The organism is Pedobacter sp. CG_S7 (genome assembly GCF_040544395.1).
Lineage (GTDB): Bacteria > Bacteroidota > Bacteroidia > Sphingobacteriales > Sphingobacteriaceae > Pedobacter.
Window position 1 is genome coordinate 15263 of record NZ_JBEONS010000027.1, and the last position, 20714, is coordinate 35976.

Genomic DNA, 20714 nt, shown 5'->3' on the forward strand with positions numbered 1-20714 from the left:
GATTAATTAGTTATATTCTTGCTATTCAGCTCTTCCACTGTAAATACCTTTTCACGGCCTTTAAGTTTTGTCCGCACATCCATAACTTCCTTTGCCGTTATGGCACTGGCTTTATTCTGCCATGATTTCCGGATATAACTTAAAAGTTGCGCAATATCCGGATCAGAAAACTCCTTGCTGTTCCCTATTCCCGGCATATCAGCGGTTATTTCCGGCGCCTTATATAAGTGCCCATTAACCTCTATTGGACCTGTTAATCCCAACAATACAATGGAAATCAACTTTTCTTTATTTCCAGTAACCCATTCAGATTTATTTTGAGGCGGAGCCAATGATTTTATACCATTACCATCTGCACCGTGACAAGTCTGACAGGTTGATCTAAAGATCGCAGCACCTCTTGGATAGGTTCTTTCTGCAAGCAATGGATCGTTATTTTTACGTTTATCCTGTATTTCCTTTACAATCAAATTCATGCGCTTGTTGATAGCGAGTGCAGTATCAGGAATTTGCTTCAAGATTTTCTTTTGAAAGGCCTCTTCCCTACCCTGAAGATTGCTAATTACGGCATCAGCTACATACGTATCCAATGCATAAATATTTACCAGATTTTTGAGCAAATTAGCTGCAGAAGCCTCGTCATAAGGTCGAATATAATTGCATAAATAGGCAATATAGGGAGCAGCCTGATTATCATTAATCAAATTTGGCTGATTTAGGATAGAAAGATATTGTTTATAATTATTCTGGCTGATTACAGAGGGGATTACACTTAAAGCCTGCATTCTTACCGGCCATAAAGTATGCTTTAACGCAGCTAAAATCTCTTCTGTATGGAGTGCATGCAGCCCCTCAAGTGTCCACAAGGCATGCATTACTTTAAAGGTATTGTTTGTTTTAAGCGCATTCCTTAATGCCGGAATCACATCATTCCCCTTGCGGTCGATCAGCATTTGCTGTGCTTTATCCCTTACCCAACCATTCGGATCGCCCAAAAGATTGACCAGCATCTGTGGATCCTGAGGCATAGTAGTGCTTTTTAACTTTTTCCCTTTAGGAACAATCTTATAAATACGGCCGCAGGCCAGCGGCTGTGTTAGCTTACGTTTATTTATCTCCTTTTTAAGATAAGAGGTAAGGTAAGTTTTATGCTGTATAATTCCCCTGTACATATCTACAATGTATAGAGCCCCGTCAGGACCGTTAAGTAAATTTACTGGCCGAAAACGCTCATCCACGCTTGACAAAAATTCCCGCCCTTTATAGGCCTGCACTCCTTTTACAAGATTTCCCTTGTTGTTCAATATATTGCGTTTAATAAGATTTGCCGCAGGCTCGGCCACAAAAGCATTTTGCTCATAAGCACTCCCCAAAAGACCACCACGATAGATTAAAGGCCCACAGGCCGCAGTGAAATTCACCAAACGCAGGCTGTCATCCAATATGCCTGGAAGATACCCGCGGTTCACCCCTGGTGTAGGGTGCGCAGGATAAATACGGTTATCCAGAACTACTTTCTTTTGGTATCCCGTCACTTCCCGCTGATTTTTATTTGTCGACCCTAAACCAGGTGTAAAATAATCGCCCAGCAGATTAGTAGAATTATCATTATAGAACAACCTTCCATAATTGTCCTGACTAATACCCCACTGGCCTCTTAAATGCGTTTTCTCAATGATCCAGCGGTCGCCATCTTTGCGGTAACGCTTAGTGGATTTCGCATTGTAGATCCAATTATCCAAAGCCCTCAACAAGCCATTTGGCTGATGTTCCACATTACCTTCATTGGCGTAAAGGCTGTCAACCAGTACTTTTTTTCCTGGCTTATCGTTTTTAATTTCATAATACCACAAATAGGGAGGCTCGGCAACCAGTATCCCATTTTCAATGAGGCACAAAGCTCTTGGCAAGCGCAGGGAATCCACAAAGACTTTTCGGCTATCCGCCAAGCCATCTTTATTTTTATCTTCAAGGATCACCACTTTTCCGCTTGGAATATCTTCCCCGGTACCCAGTGTATCAGGCATAAAGCCATTCATCTCCACTACCCACATCCTGCCCTTGCCATCAAATGTCATGGCAATTGGTGCGCTGATTAAGGGTTCTGTGGCTACTATTTTCACCTCAAAATCCTCCTCTAACCGCATATTTTCGACAGACTCTTCCGGAGTCATCACTGCTGAGCCTTTCTCAGTCCGCTGGCACTGAGTTAAAGTAACACAGAACAGCAGCAAAAACACATATAGATAACTTTTAGTAGGATATAATATAGACTTCACTAAGCGAGCTTCATGCCGGCTAGGGTATTTTTTCATATAGATTGCATTTTTTTTAACGCAGATTATTAATCTGGGCAAAATCTACGGCATTTTAATTGATTATTGAACTTTTGAGCGATTGTATATTCAATTATATAAAAATAGTTGTCGCTCAATAACCGGGGTTTTGTTTTAATGTCACTTTGTGATCTTTGAAAATGTTTTCCAATGCTTGTTGGGGAATCGGTATAACAGTATCTGGATTTCTTGTTTAAGTTGCTCGTGATGCAAGTTATTCAATTCCACGGCGGCGTAATAGGAAATAGGAACATTAAGATGGAAGGCAGGATGTTAGATATGCTATTCGGGTCGATTGTGTTCGTGATTGTGACTGGATTACTCACTTGCGAACCTATGCCTGGAATATCGTCATAGCTTTATTTATGCTACGCTAGGCCTATAAGCACATGGAAATAGGCGTTGAATTTGCCGGTAAAATATTCTATTGTTAAAATATAAGTTTTACAAAAGGCGCACTTCAACAGGTGCGCCTTTTTATGTTGTTACAATTGTAAAATTTATACGCCGTAGGTAGTAGAAGAAGTCTCTCCTCCACGACCAGTCCAGTTGGTATGAAAAAATTTACCACGAGGCTCATCTAACCTTTCGTACGTATGTGCGCCGAAATAATCACGTTGTGCCTGTAAAAGATTAGCGGGTAAACGTTCACACCTATACCCATCATAATAGTTGATACCTGCACTTATACAAGGAAGAGGTATCCCACTTAGTACAGATGCAGCAACTACACGTCTCCATCCAGCTTGCGCATTATGAATTTTTTCCTTAAAGAAATCATCCAGAATCAGATTTTGTAACTTCGGATTTTTATCAAAGGCTTCTTTGATTTTTCCTAAGAAAGAAGATCTGATAATACACCCTTCGCGCCACATCATTGCAATACTTCCATAATCAAGTTTCCATCCATACTCTACTTCAGCAGCCTGAATCATTTGGTAACCCTGAGCGTATGAAATAACTTTAGCCGCATAAAGTGCATCACGCAAATCATTTATAAATGCTGCTTTATCACCATCAAATAAAGGATTTGGACCCTTTAATACTTTCGAGGCTGCTACACGTTCCTCTTTTAATGCCGAAAGACACCTGGAGAACACCGATTCTGCAATTAACGTTAATGGAACACCCAAATCTAATGCTACTTTACCCGTCCATTTGCCAGTACCTTTTTGTCCGGCAGTATCTAATATCTGATCAATTAAAGGATTTCCGTTCTCGTCTTTAAAAGCCAGGATATCACTGGTAATTTCGATGAGGTAACTATTCAGCTCTCCGTTATTCCATTCGTGAAATACTTTCTGCATTTCATCAGCAGACATCCCTAGCATCTCCTTCATCACATGATAGGTTTCATTGATCAGTTGCATGTCTCCGTATTCAATGCCATTGTGTACCATCTTTACAAAATGGCCTGAACCCCCATCGCCAATCCAGTCACAACAAGGTGAACCATCTTCAACTTTTGCCGCTATAGATTGAAAAATTGGTTTTACCGATTCCCAGGCTGCCTTACTGCCACCTGGCATAATAGAGGGACCGAGTAAAGCGCCTTCTTCTCCACCCGAAACACCCGTTCCAATATACAGCAAACCTTTACTCTCTACATATTTTACCCTTCTTTCCGTATCGGGAAAATGTGAATTACCACCGTCAATAATAATGTCACCCGGCGCCAATAAAGGAATAAGTGTTTCAATAAAATCGTCAACAGGACGCCCGGCTTTAACCATCAACATCACTTTACGTGGACTTTTTAATGAACCAATAAATTCTTCAATGGTCATCGCTCCAAAGATGTTTTTGCCCTTTGCACGGCCATTTACAAACTTTTCTACCTTATCAACAGTCCGGTTATATGCCGAAACATTGAAACCTTTACTTTCCATATTGAGAATGAGGTTCTCACCCATTACTGCAATACCAATGACGCCTATGTCAGATATCTCTTTCATTTTAATTTATTCAATGATTAATATTTCTGTTAAATTATAAATTAACTTGAATATATCGCAATTTATCAGCTATTAAAGATGTCATTTTAGATTCCATTTAGCCCATTAGCTAATTTATAGCAACATATTGTAGTAAAAAGATCGTTTTGCCATTGAATACCTGTTATTTTATGGTTTCATTTACAGTGCCGCAGGTTAGCATACTTTCCCCGAAATAAGGATTGCGGATCTCCTTGGAATTGCTTACCCAAGTCGCACCTTTATCATTTAAGGCCATCGGACAATGAGCTACGTATAATTCTCCGCTACCTAAACCTGTAATTTTTAAAAGATCAATAAACTCCTTGCTTAAATCGGCATAGGTAGTTCTTTGGGTTTCAAGATCTACCGCGTTGGTAATTTTTGCGGCTGTAAAAGCTAAAGTAGAACCACTTTGAATTTCTTTGGCTCCAGTTTCAATAGCGACAGCAGCAACTTTTGCTTCTGCAACATTTCCTTCAGTTAGCGCATTGGTTAACTTTTGGTAATGCTGAAATACCGCATTCAGGTTATCATCTTTTATACTTACCGTTGTTGCCGTAGATGAAACCGATGCAACTGCTTGCGCTTCTGTGCCATGATTATGGCCTTCATGACTTTCTTCCTTGGGTTGATTATCGCTACATGCTGCTAATAAGGTTACAAAGCTTAATGTTAAAATTGTTTTTAGTGTTGTTTTCATGATTTGATTATTTATATAGTTAATTAATATTTTATAGTTTAGCACTGGTCATGGGGTGCTTCCCTTTTTTAAGGATATACTCACTATAAAGCAGGTAAGCGCCAGATACCACTACCTGATCTCCTGCTTTCAATCCTTCTTTGATTTCTACGCTATCGAAACTTTCTATTCCTGTTTTTACAATTTGTGGCTTAAATTCTCCCTTTTTACTTTCAATCCACACATGTGCTCCCTTGCCATCACGGATCACCGCATCGACAGGAAGGCTAATCACATCTCCTTTACTTTCAGTTGTCACAAAAACATTAGCCTGTAAACCAGGTTGCCATTGGTTGTTCGGATTAGGCATAGTACCCCTTAACTGTCTCAGCTGGGTATTGGCCTGTAGGGCTGGATTCATAAAACTTACAGCTACCAACTGCGGCTGGTCTTCCCATCCTGGTATAACAACTTTTACCTGCTGACCTTCCTTAATACTCCCTGCTTCAGCAGGGTAAATATCTGCTTCAACCCATAATGATTGATAGCTTTCCAGGCGCATTATCGGGCTTCCTTCAGTTACATATTGCCCCTCTGTAACCGATAATTCGGCAATAGTGCCATTTTCAGATGCCATAAAGGTAATGTTTGGACTTGCCTTTTTACTGTTTTCAAGCGCTTTGATCTGAGCTTCTGCTTGCCCGTATAAGCTTAGTTTTTGCCTCGATGATTTTAATAGCCGCTTAAAAGTTTTATCATTGGGATATTGTGAGACCTGTGTCAATGAAAGTAGGTATTCCTGTTGTAAGGAGGCCAGTTGCTCTGAATAAATTTGATACAAGGGTTGTCCTTTTATGATCTTTTCCCCTGTCTGCCTTACATATAAGCGATCTAACCTGCCAGAGACCCTGCTTGAAATATAAGCCGTTTCTTCAGGATTCACGACCAGTCTTCCATTCAACTGCTTATAGCTATTGAAGCCTTTTAATCCTACGGTTATTGTTGTAACATTGGCCAATGCCATTTGACTTTCATTCAAATGAAGAGCGGCATCAGCGGAGTTTTTTTCAAATGACACCAGATCCATCCCACAAATTGGGCAGGTACCCATCCTATTCTTCACCACCTGTGGGTGCATTGGACAAGTAAAGGTTTGCGGTTTTACATTGCTATTCTTTTTATCATCACTACACGCTGCTAAAAACAAAGTAGGTGTTAATATCCCAATCGCTAAATTTTTTATAAATTCTTTTCTTTTCATGATATTACATCCCCTATTTAGCTGTTTTTATAAAACTTTCACTGTCAATTAAGTAATAGGCAGTTTTAGCAACATCCCATTCCGTAATCTCGTCCAAAACCTGGATCTGGTTATTTTCGATAATCCCTGTTTTTACAATTTTAGGGATAAAAACTTTTCCTTCTTTTTTAAAGACTACAGACTGGTTACCTATAGACACAACCGACTCTTTTGGTAACCAAAAGCCCTTTTCTGATAAAAAAGGAATCTGACCAGTGACCAATTCCCCTGGTTGAAATCCACTTTTATGGAGGTAAACCCTTGCCAACACAAAATTTTCACCGGCATTAAAAACTGGTTGAATCAATCCGATTTTACCAGTTAATGTTTCCTGCTTATTTGCGGTTCTTTGAAGGAGTACTTTTGTTTGCTTAGTCAATTTCGAAGCAATTTCAGGAGTTATAGAAAATTCAGCCACCAAGTCACCAGCACGGTAAATGGTGAAAATACTTTGCCCAGCACTGAGGTACTGTCCTTCGCGAAGTAAAACCGCCGAATTTACTGTGCTTGCTGCTGTTTGGTTAATCGGCAGACTGCCGGCATCACCTGCAGCCATATCATTCATTCCTGTGCTAGCAGTTGCGGAAGGCATTGGGACGGGAGCTTGAACAGCACTTGCAGCAGCCTGTTTCTCCAAAATAAAGCCATTAGCATTACTATAGACTGGAATTCTATAGGAAATCTGGCCTGTGCGCAACACTTTATTGATTTGCGCTGAACTCATACCCAGAAGCATTAACCTTTGCTTTGCAGATTCAAGCATTCCATCCTGATTTCCAGAACCTTGAATCAATAATAGTTCCCGCTGGGCTGCTGCAAGATCAGGCGAGTAAATTTCCATAATCAGCTGTCCCTTTTTTACCGGCTGATAATTGTATTTTATGTACAGCTTTTCGATGCGCCCGGAAACACGGCTAGCTAGGTTTACCTGGTTACGTGTATCATAAGCCACACGACCTTGTACCTCACTAATGAAAATTATTGAACTTTTTTGGGCACGAATTAAAGGGATACTTGCAATAACCTGCTCATTAACAGGTTTCAACAAATAATTCAAGCTGGTATCCCTTTTAGTGTCCATTATTTTACTTGAACGGGTTTCCTTTTTTTTATTTTCACAGGCAGTCACAGCTACCCCAATCGTTAAAAACAACAACAGTTTAACGATATAATTCTTTTTCATAATCGACAATCATTTTATACAATTTGTTTTTTTCATCCAGCACATTGATTTGCATCATATTAAATGCTTCCCAGGAATCAATGACTGCCGGCAGTTGTAATTTATTTTCCTGATAATTCACAAAGTCTGCATCCATTGTTCTCTTCAGTGCAGGAATGATCGTCTCCTCCATGGCGGTTATCCTTTTTTGCATTGATAGTATTTCATAATGCATCCCAGTTAACATTCCCTGACTCTCCTGCAACATCCCAGCACGTTCTTTTTCCATTGCCTGAATTTCATAATTCATAGCTATAGCTTCTGATTTATACATTTTCGAAGACCATGGTGCTATGGGGATACTGATCATTCCCATCACACTATAGGCTTTAGGCATCATCTTGTTTAAAGGCGACATATGATCGATCCTGATTTTAAAATCGGGTTTTGCCTGTGCTTTCATGGCAACTATACCTAATTTCATGGAACGGATATTTTGCTCCATCTGAAAGATGTCTTTGCGCTGTGTGGCAATCAGCAGGGTGTCAATTTTAGCTTCCGCTAAATATTGCGGTATATAAGCTAAATCAATCTCCAAATCCTGATTGCCTTGCAAATTCATCAGGCTATTTAACCAGGCTCTAGCCTTTGCAATATCTCCCTGCTGCATCCTGATCATATTCTGGTTTTCTTCGATTTTTGCATTTGCCCTGAAAATCCCTGATAGTTGTGACTGGTTATAAGGATACCTGATTTGCGCTATCTTTTTCATCATTTGCATAATCTTGTCGTTTTCTTTTAGCACTTTAATTCGCTGGTTAGCAACAATCCAAGTGTAATACAGGGTTTTTGCTTGTGATTTGAATTCATTCAAAGCAATAGCACGTCCTGCTAGTTCAACGTCCGCCTTGGATTCTACATAACGTTTCTGTGCGTTGAGCTTTCCGGGGTTTGGAATTTCCTGCTCTAGTTGCAGCATCAGCGAACCTTTTTCACCATTTTCCATCACTTGCTGTCCTGGATATGGGGTCATAAAAGTTCCCACACCTACCATAGGTGCCATCCAGGCAGTAGCTGCTTTGGCCTTGTGTTTAAAGCTTTCTGCTTTTAAAGCATAGGTCTGCAGCAACAGGTTATTGTTCTCTATTCGATTTAAAACAGTATCCAAAGACACGGTATTTTCTTGTGCTAAGAGCTGTAACGGTAAAGCCGCTAACAATAGCACCATTTTTTTAATGCTGTGCATCACTTACCTCCAATTTTCCATATTTTTTTAATTCATATTCCTTGCTCATTAAAAATATTAATGGCGTAACCAGCAAAATGTGAGTCGATGAGGTCAAAACGCCTCCAATCATTGGCAGCACAATCGGCAGCATTACATCTGTACCCACGCCAGTTGCCCATAAAACTGGGATTAACCCAAACAGCGATACACATACAGTCATTAGTTTAGGTCGAAGACGCTTTGCAGCACCTCTAACTACATATTCCCGAAGATCTTCTTTAGTTATCGTATCTATTGAATTTCCTTTGAGTTTAATCAGTTGGCTCATGGCATCATTTAAGTAAATGACCATTACGATTCCCGTTTCTACAGCAATACCAAACAGGGCAATAAAACCCACGGCAACGCCAACAGATAAACTGACACCCCAGAAGTAAATAATATAGGCACCTCCTATCAGTGCAAAAGGTATCGTAATCAGGCTTAAAAAAGCCTCTCTGATGGAGTTAAAAGCAAAATAAAGGGAGAAGAAAATGATGACCAGCACAATTGGGGCAATCCATATTAAGGTTTGCTGACCGCGGATCATATTCTCATATTGCCCGCTCCACTCCAGAAAATAACCTTCCGGCAAAATGCCTTCTGTCTGATTGATTTTTTCTATAGCTTCTTTTACCGTACTCCCCAAATCCCTGTCGCGCACATTAAACATCACCGCACCTCTCAACAATGCATTTTCAGAATTGATCATCGGTGGGCCGTCCTCAAATTTTATATCAGCCACGGCCGATAAGGGGATTTCGCCCATACTAGCCGATTGTAAAGGAATACGTTTAATGCTTTCTACGCTGTTTCTAAATTCCTGTCCAAGCCGCACACTGATTGAAAAACGTTGTCTACCTTCAATAGTATTACCAACAGAGGCACCACCAAGAGCCGATTCTACAGTTTGGTTAATATTATCAACGGTTAAACCATAACGTGCCAGTTCCTCTCGTTTTACATCTACAGACAAATATTTGCCGCCAGTGATGGGATCCACATAAAGATCACTTACGCCAATAGTGCCTTCGAGGGCTTTTTTTACCCTTTCAGAAACCGATGCGATAGTATCCAGGTTCTGGCCGTATATTTTTACGCCTACATCGGTCCGGATTCCGGTCGCTAACATGTTAATCCTATTAATGATTGGCTGTGTCCAACCATTCACCACACCAGGGATCTGTAGTTTTTTATCCAGTTCGTCAATAATACCTTTTTTAGTCATGCCTTCACGCCATTGCGACTTAGGTTTGAGCATAATAATTGTTTCAATCATGCTAATCTGCGAGTTATCCGTCGCTGTACTTGCGCGGCCTGCTTTACCTAAAACCTTATCAACCTCAGGCATAGATTTAATGATCTTATCCTGTATTTGTAAAATGCGTTTTGCTTCATTATTGGACACATCAGGCAAGGTTACCGGCATAAAAAGGATACTTTGTTCATCCAGTGCGGGCATAAATTCAGTACCCATATTTTTTAACAAGGGAACGGTGATCAGCAACGCAATAATATTAATCGCTATTGTTGTTTTTCGCCAATTCAGTATCGTTCTGATCACAGGTTCATAATATTTCTCCAAGAATCTATTAACCGGGTTTTCATGATCAGGCTTAAACTTTCCTTTCATAAAGAAGGAAATTAATACCGGGGCCAGCGTGAGCACAAGCAAAGCATCCACAATCATGATGAAGGTTTTGGTATAGGCAAGCGGATGGAACATTTTTCCTTCTTGTCCAGTCAGCATAAATACAGGAAGAAAAGAAGTAATAATTATCACCGTTGCAAAAAACACGCCTCGAGAAACCTGCTTGCTGGATTTTTCTATCACCTTCAGTCGCTCCTCTTCAGAGATCCAGTCCGGACTTTTTTTGAATAATTTTTTAAACCAGGTTCTCATAACTCATTTGTTTTTTGTTGTTCATTTTGCCACAATTCATATTTTTCGGACAAGTGCTTGTAAGCATTCTCACTCATTACAATTCCATTATCCACTATTACCCCTATAGCCAGTGCTATTCCGGTAAGTGACATGATGTTTGAGGAGATGTCGAATGCATTTAATAAAATAAAGCTGGCTGCAATGGTGATCGGGATCTGGATGATGATACTCAGTGCGCTGCGCCAGTGAAATAAAAAGACGATTACCACCAGGGAAACAACAATCATCTCTTCTATTAAGGTGGTGGTGATAGAATCAACAGATTCCTGTATGAGTTCACCTCTGTCGTATACAATATCAAACTTTACACCTTCAGGTAGACCTTTTGATACTTCTTTCATTTTAGTTTTTACCCTTTCGATCACTTCAGCGGCATTTTCGCCATAACGCATCACCACAATTCCACCAACGCGCTCGCCCTCCCCGTCCTGATCAAAAATTCCAAGCCTGGTTTCGCCAGTCATTTGTACCGAAGCAACATCAGAGACTTTGATAGGCGTTCCTTTTTGATTTTTAATAGGAATATTTCCAATTTCCTCCAGGGATTTCAGGTAACCAGATGTCTTAATGATATAACCAATATCACTCATTTCGAATTTTCGCCCTCCAGATTCATTGTTGTTGGCACGCACCGCCGTAATGATTTCAGGAACAGACAATTTGTAATAAAGTAATTTATTGGGATCTACCGCAATCTGGTATTCCTTCTGAAATCCCCCAAAGGAGGCAATTTCACTCACTCCGGGTACGTTCTGCAAAGCAAATTTCACATACCAGTCCTGAATGGCACGCTGCTCGCCCAGATCAATGCTTGGTGCGTCCAGTGTATACCATAAAACATGGCCTACTCCTGTTCCATCAGGTCCAAGTTGTGGAGAAACGTCGGCAGGTAGCGAGCGGGCAACCGTACTCAAGCGTTCCAGTACTCTTTCTCTTGCCCAGTAAACATCTACATCATCTTCAAAGATCACATAGATAAAACTCATACCGAACATAGAAGAGCCCCTAACGTATTTAATTTTCGGGATACCCTGTAAATTTGTAACCAGAGGATAGGTAATCTGGTCTTCTATTAATTGGGGAGACCTGCCCATCCATTCTGTAAAAACGATGACCTGATTTTCTGAGAGGTCAGGAATCGCATCAATTGGATTATTTTTAACAGAGATGATACCCCATACAAACAGGCTTGTAGCCAGCATGAGGACGATCCATCTGTTTTTAAGCGACCATTCTATAATTTTGTGTACCATGTTTTTTTTCGAACCTATGCTATAGTAGCCGTCGGGAATTATATGAAGAAAATTTATAGAGAATTTAGGCCATAGCAATGCCATAGCCTTTACACGAACGTGTAGGTAATTAAAGAAGGTAAATTAAATTCTGTAAGTACAGTGAAGGATAAAGACGGGAATTTGCATTCCTTTTGGTGGTGCATTGCTCCAGATTACATTCCCTGATTCTTCTGAAACAGCGATATCTCTTGGCTCCAAAACGTCATTTTTTAAAACGGCAAATGAAGTTTGTTGAAATTGAAACTGAGCTAGACCTGTTTTTTTAGAATTGTCTACCTTAGCTTGCTTCACTTCGTCTTTACAGCAGGAGTCTTTTTTTCTCTCCTTTTTGCTCATACCGCAATAATCACAAGAATTTTGCTTTGGGGTATTCAGATCCAATTGAACCAACTCCCCCATACAATAATGAAAATACACCGTTGCCCCCTGGGATATTCCAAGGTGAAAAATGGCAAGGATAGTCAATAGTGTTCTTTTCATTTGTTGACAAAATTAATTATTACTTAGCATTATAGTTTATATAATTCCGTTTATTTTTTATATTTCTTTGTGAAAGTATTTCTATGATCCGAAAATTATTTTATGTTTTCTATCACCACCTTCAATGACAGCCATCATTTTAAAGCTGAGTTATTTGTTTCAAATTTGATAAGTACTATCCCTTATCCACTAACAAATAGTTATCAATTGAAATCATATGACTTACGCTAAAATTGTTGAATTGATCGGAGAAGATGAAAACCTTTTTAATTATCATTGCCAGGCCATTTTAAAGGATACGCTTCACCTGCCAGGACCAGACTACATTGACCGTGTTTGTCTCGACTCCTCCAGAAATATTCAAACATTACGAAATCTTGAATTACTCTATCAATCGGGTAGGCTTGGCGGCACTGGTTACCTTTCCATTTTACCAGTTGATCAAGGTGTAGAACATAGTGCAGGTGCATCTTTTAGTGCGAACACAATTTATTTTGATCCTGAAAACATCATTCGACTGGCAATAGAAGGTGGTTGTAATGCTGTTGCAACTACCATTGGAGGGCTTTCTGCTATAGGCAGAAAATACGCGCATAAAATCCCTTTTATTGCTAAAATAAATCATAATGAGTTATTAACCTACCCCGATAAATACAACCAGATATTATTTACTTCAGTAAAAAATGCTTGGAATACAGGGGCCGTTGGTATTGGTGCTACTATTTACTTTGGATCGGAAGAATCAAATCAACAACTTATCAATGTTTCAAGGGCTTTCGAACAAGCTCATGATTTGGGTATGGTTACTATTTTATGGTGTTACCTTAGAAACGAAAAATTTATCCAAGATAAAGTAGATTACCATACTTCGGCAGATCTAACGGGTCAGGCTAACTATCTTGGGGTGACCATTCAGGCCGATATTATCAAACAAAAACTTCCTAATAATAATGGAGGATATAAAGCATTAAACAGAAATGGAAAAATCTTTGGGAAATACAATGAGGAAATGTATACCAAATTGTGTACACAGCATCCAATTGACTTATGTCGGTACCAATTGCTTAACTGCTACATGGGCAGAGCTGGTTTAATTAATTCGGGTGGTGCTTCCAAAGGTACTGAAGACCTTAAGGCTGCGGTTCGAACCGCAATAATCAATAAACGTGCGGGTGGTATGGGTGTTATTGCAGGCAGAAAAGCTTTTCAACGGCCCTTAAAAGAAGGAGTCGCACTCCTAAATGCCATACAGGATGTGTATTTGGAAAAACAAATTGACATAGCCTAAGGTTGCCGAAATACGGAACTCCCTACGGAAATTCCACTTATTAAGCTGCTTATAAATTGATTTTGATCTTCAATTTTCCCCCCAGAGTGACCATATGATAATTTATTAGTCGTAATTTTTTCCAAAGAAGCTTGATCAGCCTCAATTATACCTTTTCGCAATAGCTCTACTGCGGTGTTAACTTTTTCTTCTTCTTTTTTGGATTGTGCGATAGCGGTGCTAAAATAAGTTATCATGAGCAGTAGAGACAGGAGATATTCTTTTTACATAAATGATTACCTGAGAGCATTTTCTATATACATTTAAAAAATTGTTACCTTTTATTGGTTTTGAATATTAATTTAGCTGAACGCTTGAATAGCTTACTGTTTTTGGCCAACTGGTGTGGCGCCCCGAATTCTGTTCGCTACTAAATAAAGTTAAACCATTTAATTAATGAATAAACAACCTAAACTTTTCATGTTATTATTGGGGTCTAAAGCGCCTAATAGAAATGTTGAACAGCATGATTTTTTCTTCGGGATCGCTAATACTTTAAAAGAACTCGTTCCCCTTATAAAAGAATTCTGGCCTGAAGCGGGATCAAGTATACATATTGATGGCTGGCGCGAAGTAAATGTAATAGATGGTTATCGAATTAACGTGGTGCTGAAAGAGGCCAATGATATCCCATCTCTAAAAAAAATATTTTTCATTAACTTGGGCGGGTATCAATATAATAAGCTGGAAGAGCAGCATTATACAATTTTAACTGTTCAGGAAGACCAAGCCCAGGCAGTTAAAAAAGCTAAGGAAACCGTATTTTTTAATTCAATAAATATAAAGGACACTCATTCGCATATTGATGACAAGTATGGGATTGATGTCGATGATATTTACAAAATTGAAGATATCCTAAGTCCGGGGCAAAAAGAAAAATACCATATTCAAATATTTAAGTCAGCTGGCGACATGCCAGAAGATCAGATTCATTTAGGGTATTTTAAATTAGATAAAATATAATTCACTTGTTGGTTTTAAAATTTATAGGGTACACCAGCACCAAATAGGGATTTTGGTTCTATTATCATAAATAAGTTGAATACCAGCATTTACAGTGACAATATTATTGACTTTCATTTGTAAAATAAATCTTTTTTTAACATTAAACCCCTGAAAAAATGATTTTCACAGGGGGTTCAAGTGCCATTTTGCTATAAATTTAAGTCCTGAAGATTAAGGTAATAATACCTGGTCTATCACATGAATAACACCATTAGTTGTAACCATGTTCGCAGAAGTGATATTGGAAGGTGTTGTATTCGTATTGCCTTTCACTTTTGCTCCGTCAGTTAAAGTAATTGTTAAGGTAGCACTGTTTACAGTAGCAGGTTTACTTCCTTCAACCAGATCACTTGAGAAGATGCGGCCCGCAACTACGTGGTAAGTAAGGATATTAGTAAGTGTTGCAGGATCAGCAGCATTAATAGCTGCAATAGTTGGGAACCCTGCAGTAATAAAAGCTTGGTTTGTTGGTGCAAATACTGTAAATGGACCCGCCCCTGATAATACCTGTGCAACATTGGTAGTACCCTCACTAGCTCTTAAAATGGCTTCTACTAAGTAGGTGAAATTAGTGTTTCCTTGTGCTGCTTCGACAATATTTCCTGCAGGCGGCATTAAAACATTATTGATGGTATGTATAATACCGTTGCTGGCCATCATATCAGCCTGAGTTACTTTCGCACCATTTACATATACACCAGATGCGTTTTTTGTGACAAAAACATTTAGGTCTGCTGCAGATTTTACAGGTGTATTAGCCGCTGTCGCAATAGCTGTTGATTTAATTTCTTGTCCCACAACATGGTACATTAAGATTTTAACCATGGTTTCTGCGGGTACTGCTTTTATTTTTGCATCTGTGTCGAAGCCTGCTTGAATAAATGCGTCATTATCTGGTGCAAAAACAGTGAATTTGCCTTTTCCAGATAGTACCTTTGTAAGGTTCGCATGTACAACTGCTGTTTTTAATAAGGAGAAATTAGGAGTACTACTAATAATTTCTACAATGTTTTTGCTTTGTATTGGCGGGTTTTTGTGTTTTTTCCAGGAAACCAATGTTCCGACTGTAGTAATTGCGATTACCAAAAGGGCTGTTTTAAATAAATTTAAATTTTTCATATCATTAGTATTATTTTATACTAATCTGATCAAAATATATGCCAATTAGATGATATTTGTCGCTTTAGTGTTTAATATCAGTAGATTTTGACGTGTTTGAAGTGTTCTTTAACTATTTATTATTTAAAATAAAGTTGATAATTGGTGCATTATAATACTATATAAGCTTTATCTTAGCTTAAAATTTTAAAGAAATGTTTTATAATTTATTACGTGAACTAATTACTTTGGTTAAGGAATATGAAGAAAACTATGAGCATGAAGATCAAAGCGTAGTTTTATTTGGTCAGTGGCTTCAGGAGCGAAACCAGCATTCAGAACAATTGACTTTAACTGAACCAGAATGGGACGGTAAATCAAAAGGGCGATCTACGGATAGTGTCATTAACACTTCTCTGGTTCATTTATATAGATATGCTAAGTTACATGCAAAAACGGCTATTGTAGGAGCTCCTTTTGCTACTCCAGATGAGTTTATTTATTTAATCAATTTAATTTCTCTGGGCAGTATGACCAAAACAGCCTTAATTCGCCACAATGTGCACGAAAAGTCTGCAGGTATGCAAATTATTAACAGGTTAATTAAGTTGGGTTTTGTGGAACAACAACCTTTTGAAAAAGATAAACGGAACAGGATTATTAGTATTACTGCTGCGGGAACTCAAGCTTTAAACCAAAGTATGGAAAATATTAGAATGGCTAGTTTGAAAGTTACCGGAAATCTAACTCACCCGGAAAAATTGACACTAGTAACCCTATTATCAAAACTTGAAACCCACCACGAGATTGAGTCTAAAGAATTATTATAGTAACAGGTGTGAACTTTATTGATAAATTGCCTATTTTCTTTAACGGTATTTTGCCGTTATATTCTGCTAATAGCTTACATTATCATTATTCCCTCGTGGCTGTTGCACAACTGGCATAAACATTCATTTTGCTTTTATAAATATGCAGAAATGTTTAAATTAAAGGCATGCAAGGTAGAAAGGATTATACCGAAAACGTTTAACCCATTTACAAACCAGGCACACTTAATTTTTGGAGGAATGGTCAGCTTCCTTCAAGAACACCATATTGAGATACCAACCTATCAAGTTGTTTTTTGCAGCCATAATTGGTTATGGATGCAATATTGGTATCCGGAAGCTTTCGTTTATGTCTAAAGGTATTCGAACAAGTTCGCTGGAGACTATAGCACTTCTCTGGGTTCTTTAGTTGCCTCCCCTTCTTTCAAATATTTTGGAAATGGAAGAGGTGTAACTTTATATTCTTTCTTATATGAATCAGGCTAGTTATTTTATTTAACTGTATTTAGTGCTACTGAACAGAATCACATTATGTGTTAGATGAATTGACCAACAACGAAGTAATTGGGCCTAATGCACATTCCACCGATACACATGGATTTAGTGAACTTGTTTTGCGGTAACTGGTCTTTTAGGAATTGAATTTCGTCCAAGTTTGCCCGATTTAACCTTCAGCAATTATATTTCATTGATGACGTGTGCACCTACAAGAACCGAGGTCTAAAGATTGTTCCAGATTTCAAGATTGATTTAGAACATTTGGAAAATCATTGGGATGACATATTAAGGTTAGACTGTACTATCAAGCCGAGCGCTGATGGAACTAAACTTAAAATATCCACTTCATGTCTCAATATCTATTTATTTACGTAAACGTTTCCGTAAATAAATAGAAGACAATCAACCACATGTGGGATTAATTTACTCACATTGCCAATGCTAGCAATACCGATCTACCTAACCAAATCTAAACCATGTTAAGAATCATCCCCTTTCTTATATTACTATTTGCTGCATTTTTCTGGCTCACATCCAGCGCACAAACATCCAAAAAAATTACCGGAACTGTTACCTCTGCAGAAGATAACCTGGTTTTACCAGGGGTATCTGTACGCATAAAAGGTGCAGCAAATGGGACGTTAACAGACGCCAATGGAAAATTCACGCTAAATGCCACTACTGGTGATGTACTGGTTTTCAGCTACATTAGCTTTCAGAAAAAAGAGATTACCGTAAATACAGAAGTCCAGCTGAATATCCAGCTAAAAAGTGCAAACAATGAACTGGATGAAATAGTCGTAGTGGGTTATGGAAGTCAGAAAAAAGAAGACGTTACAGGCTCCATCTCCTCCATCTCCTCAAAAGCCTTAAGAGAAGTCCCTGTCACCAGTGCTCCTCAAATGCTTCAGGGAAGATCAGCAGGAGTATATGTATTAAGTTCAGGAAATAAACCTGGATCAGGATCTAAAGTTCAAATACGAGGCAGAAGGTCTTTTAATGCTGGAAATGACCCTTTGTATGTGATCGACGGAATTCCGATTTCCGGTGGGTTAAATGACATCAACCCCAATGACATCGAGTCTATAGATGTTTTGAAAGATGCTTCTGCAACAGCAATATATGGTTCAAGAGGTGCTAATGGAGTAATTATTGTCACTACAAAAAGAGGCAAGTCGGGTAGAACAAGCGTAAGTTATGATAATTATTTTGGTGTGTCAACCATCATGAAATACGCAGATATTATGAATGGTGCACAGTTTGCAGAATACAAGCGGGAATCCAGAAGAGCGGCTATCGTTACCGCAACGGGCAAACCACAGTACGATGACACCGATCCTTTGGCAGACTCAAAGCTTTTTGAAACAGTTGAACTTAAGTCAATAGCCGAAGGCCGATCCACAGATTACCAAAGATTAATGGTGAAAAATGGCTACAACCAAAACCATGAGTTGAGTGTGATGGGTGGCTCTGAGCAAACAAGATTTAACATCTCCTTAGGCTATTTCAATGATAAGGGAATTATTCCCGGCCAGGATTTCAAAAGATACACAAGCCGTTTTAACATTGACCAAACGATTGGACGTTTTAAAGTCGGCATGTCCTCCCTGGGTTCTTATAGTCTCCGAAATGGAGAGGACACCAACCCCTATGGTGGTACTGTAATCGAAAATCCATTAGGCGTCCCCTATGATGACCAGGGAAATCTTATCTTTCTTCCGACCAGTGATGGGCTTCGCAGCAATCCACTATCTGAACTTGTTCCTGGCGCAGTGATTAATCAAGGGAAACGTTTCCGCCTATTGAGTAACATCTACGGAGAGGCAGAAATTTTAGATGGTCTTAAATTAAAAATGAACTTTGGCCCTGACCTGATTCAAAACAGAAAAGGAAACTTTAATGGCCGACTGACTAATTCTCGCCGGAATGGAGATCCTTCGGCAAGTGATAGCGAAGATTTTGTGCTTGCCTATACCTGGGAAAACATATTGACTTACCAGAAATTAATAGCAAATAAGCATAGCTTTAATTTCACAGGTCTCTATGGCGTTCAAACCCGACAGTTGGAAAGGTCAAATATCAATGTTATTGGGTTACCGGTAGAATCGCTGGAAAATTACAATCTGGGTGCAGCGACCACTATTAGTGGCGTTGGTTCAGGATTTGAGAAATGGTCCATCCTATCTTACATGGCAAGGTTAAATTACACCTTTGATGATCGCCTTCTGGTTACCCTAACCGGACGTGCGGATGGATCTTCCAAATTTGCGCCAGGTCAACAATGGGGATATTTTCCTTCTGTCGCATTAGGATGGAATGTTAACAATGAAAATTTCCTGAAAGACAGCAAAACCATATCCAAGCTTAAACTCAGACTAAGCTATGGCCAAACAGGAAATGAAGGCATTAGTCCCTATCAAACCAATGGCTTACTTGGCAGAACGGTCTATGATTTTGATGGTGCACCCGCTTATGGATACCGTCCCAATACCATTAGAAACCAAAATCTAAAATGGGAAACTACCGCTTCCTTTAACGCAGGGGTTGATTTTGGGCTTTTAAACAACCGCATTTCAGGTACGCTGGAGGTTTATCAATCTAAAACTACAGACCTGTTATTGCCACGTTTACTGCCAATCACCAGTGGTTTTGCTTCTATCCTTTCTAATGTGGGCTCAAAACGCAATAGAGGAATTGAGTTTTCATTATCCACCCTTAACATTGTCCCTAAAACCCCTGGCGGCTTCGAATGGAGTACAGATTTAAACTTCTTCACAAATAAAGAAGAAATTTTAGAACTCTCCCAAGGAAAAGTAGATGATATCGGAAATGCTCGCTTCATTGGTCAACCAGCCCTAGTCTACTATGACTTTGTAAAAACTGGTATCTGGCAAACTGGTCAAGAAGAACTGGCCAAGCAATTTGGCTCACGCGTTGGTCAAATTAAAGTGGAAGATGTGAACGGCAATGGAGTGATTGACCCTGGCGACAGAAAAATTCTAGGTTCTGATGTCCCTAAATTAGTTGGAGGAATGACCCATCGGTTTGGATACAAAGGTTTTGATCTTTCTATACTTGCATTTGCCCGTTGGGGAAGCTTGTTGCGAAGTCCGGTACATCAAGGATCTCTTACCTCCCTGTTTGGTAGATACAATTCTTTTAATTTAGATTACTGGACCAAAACAAACCCTACCAATGCTTATCCTCAGCCGAATGTAAATCAGGAAAGTCCGTTATTTGGTTCTACCTTACAATACTTTGATGGATCATTTGTTAAAATCAGGAACATTAATTTGGGTTATAATTTCTCACCAAAATTGGCGGAAAAAATTAAAACTCAATCCTTAAGAATTTACATTAGTGCACAAAACCCTTTTGTATTTTCAGCATATACCAATAAATACAATGGGGTTGATCCGGAAATTGAATTAGATGGAAATAACAATCCAGTGATTAATACACCTGCTTTCAGAACATTTCTTGTGGGCTTAAATGTTAAATTTTAATTAACCTAAT

At 39.0% G+C, this 20714-nt stretch carries 15 protein-coding genes; 5 read left to right on the plus strand and 10 right to left on the minus strand.

The window, feature by feature from the left end; translation table 11 throughout:
- Positions 1–2: 2 nt before the first annotated feature.
- The 9 genes from AAKU52_RS13315 to AAKU52_RS13355 all read right to left on the minus strand — a co-directional run bounded on the left by AAKU52_RS13315 (position 3) and on the right by AAKU52_RS13355 (position 12440).
- Entirely contained in the window at positions 3–2315 is a 2313-nt protein-coding gene (locus tag AAKU52_RS13315; RefSeq protein WP_354334283.1) for a DUF7133 domain-containing protein, read from the minus strand.
- Between the two features lie 521 nt (positions 2316–2836).
- The gene (gene gnd, locus AAKU52_RS13320; RefSeq protein ID WP_354334286.1) at positions 2837–4291 is read right to left on the minus strand and encodes a decarboxylating NADP(+)-dependent phosphogluconate dehydrogenase; all 1455 of its coding nucleotides are present in this window, start codon (positions 4289–4291) and stop codon (positions 2837–2839) included.
- A 163-nt stretch (positions 4292–4454) separates the two neighbouring features.
- The gene (locus AAKU52_RS13325) at positions 4455–5012 is read right to left on the minus strand and encodes a DUF3347 domain-containing protein (protein ID WP_354334288.1); all 558 of its coding nucleotides are present in this window, start codon (positions 5010–5012) and stop codon (positions 4455–4457) included.
- Between the two features lie 31 nt (positions 5013–5043).
- Positions 5044–6252, minus strand: coding sequence for an efflux RND transporter periplasmic adaptor subunit (locus tag AAKU52_RS13330; protein ID WP_354334290.1), 1209 nt, complete (start codon positions 6250–6252; stop codon positions 5044–5046).
- A 13-nt stretch (positions 6253–6265) separates the two neighbouring features.
- The gene (locus AAKU52_RS13335; protein ID WP_354334293.1) at positions 6266–7474 is read right to left on the minus strand and encodes an efflux RND transporter periplasmic adaptor subunit; all 1209 of its coding nucleotides are present in this window, start codon (positions 7472–7474) and stop codon (positions 6266–6268) included.
- Positions 7452–8681, minus strand: coding sequence for a TolC family protein (locus AAKU52_RS13340; RefSeq protein WP_354334295.1), 1230 nt, complete (start codon positions 8679–8681; stop codon positions 7452–7454). Before AAKU52_RS13340 ends, AAKU52_RS13335 begins: the two co-directional genes overlap by 23 nt.
- A gap of 4 nt (positions 8682–8685) precedes the next feature.
- The gene (locus AAKU52_RS13345; RefSeq protein ID WP_354334297.1) at positions 8686–10623 is read right to left on the minus strand and encodes an efflux RND transporter permease subunit; all 1938 of its coding nucleotides are present in this window, start codon (positions 10621–10623) and stop codon (positions 8686–8688) included.
- Complete coding sequence (locus AAKU52_RS13350; RefSeq protein WP_354334300.1) at positions 10620–11918, minus strand: efflux RND transporter permease subunit; 1299 nt, start codon at positions 11916–11918, stop codon at positions 10620–10622. The genes AAKU52_RS13345 and AAKU52_RS13350 overlap by 4 nt, the downstream gene beginning before the upstream one ends.
- 123 nt (positions 11919–12041) lie before the next feature.
- Complete coding sequence (locus AAKU52_RS13355) at positions 12042–12440, minus strand: HYC_CC_PP family protein (protein ID WP_354334302.1); 399 nt, start codon at positions 12438–12440, stop codon at positions 12042–12044.
- 217 nt (positions 12441–12657) lie between these two features.
- On the opposite strand from AAKU52_RS13355, the gene AAKU52_RS13360 reads away from it, so the two are divergent.
- Positions 12658–13728 (plus strand): class I fructose-bisphosphate aldolase, encoded by a 1071-nt coding sequence (locus tag AAKU52_RS13360; RefSeq protein WP_354334304.1) that lies wholly within the window; start codon positions 12658–12660, stop codon positions 13726–13728.
- Positions 13729–14163: 435 nt separating this feature from the next.
- Positions 14164–14730: a DUF1543 domain-containing protein gene (locus AAKU52_RS13365; protein ID WP_354334306.1), complete on the plus strand. Its 567-nt coding sequence runs from the start codon at positions 14164–14166 to the stop codon at positions 14728–14730.
- Between the two features lie 213 nt (positions 14731–14943).
- Here the strand turns inward: AAKU52_RS13365 and AAKU52_RS13370 are convergent, their stop codons facing one another.
- Positions 14944–15891: a fasciclin domain-containing protein gene (locus tag AAKU52_RS13370; RefSeq protein ID WP_354334308.1), complete on the minus strand. Its 948-nt coding sequence runs from the start codon at positions 15889–15891 to the stop codon at positions 14944–14946.
- A 194-nt stretch (positions 15892–16085) separates the two neighbouring features.
- On the opposite strand from AAKU52_RS13370, the gene AAKU52_RS13375 reads away from it, so the two are divergent.
- From AAKU52_RS13375 to AAKU52_RS13385, 3 genes are all read left to right on the plus strand, one after another.
- The gene (locus AAKU52_RS13375) at positions 16086–16700 is read left to right on the plus strand and encodes a MarR family winged helix-turn-helix transcriptional regulator (RefSeq protein ID WP_354334310.1); all 615 of its coding nucleotides are present in this window, start codon (positions 16086–16088) and stop codon (positions 16698–16700) included.
- 533 nt (positions 16701–17233) lie between these two features.
- Positions 17234–17323, plus strand: coding sequence for a hypothetical protein (locus AAKU52_RS13380; RefSeq protein ID WP_354334312.1), 90 nt, complete (start codon positions 17234–17236; stop codon positions 17321–17323).
- 351 nt (positions 17324–17674) lie between these two features.
- Positions 17675–20704, plus strand: a complete 3030-nt coding sequence (locus tag AAKU52_RS13385; RefSeq protein WP_354334314.1) for a SusC/RagA family TonB-linked outer membrane protein — start codon at positions 17675–17677, stop codon at positions 20702–20704.
- The last annotated feature ends 10 nt before the right edge of the window (positions 20705–20714 follow it).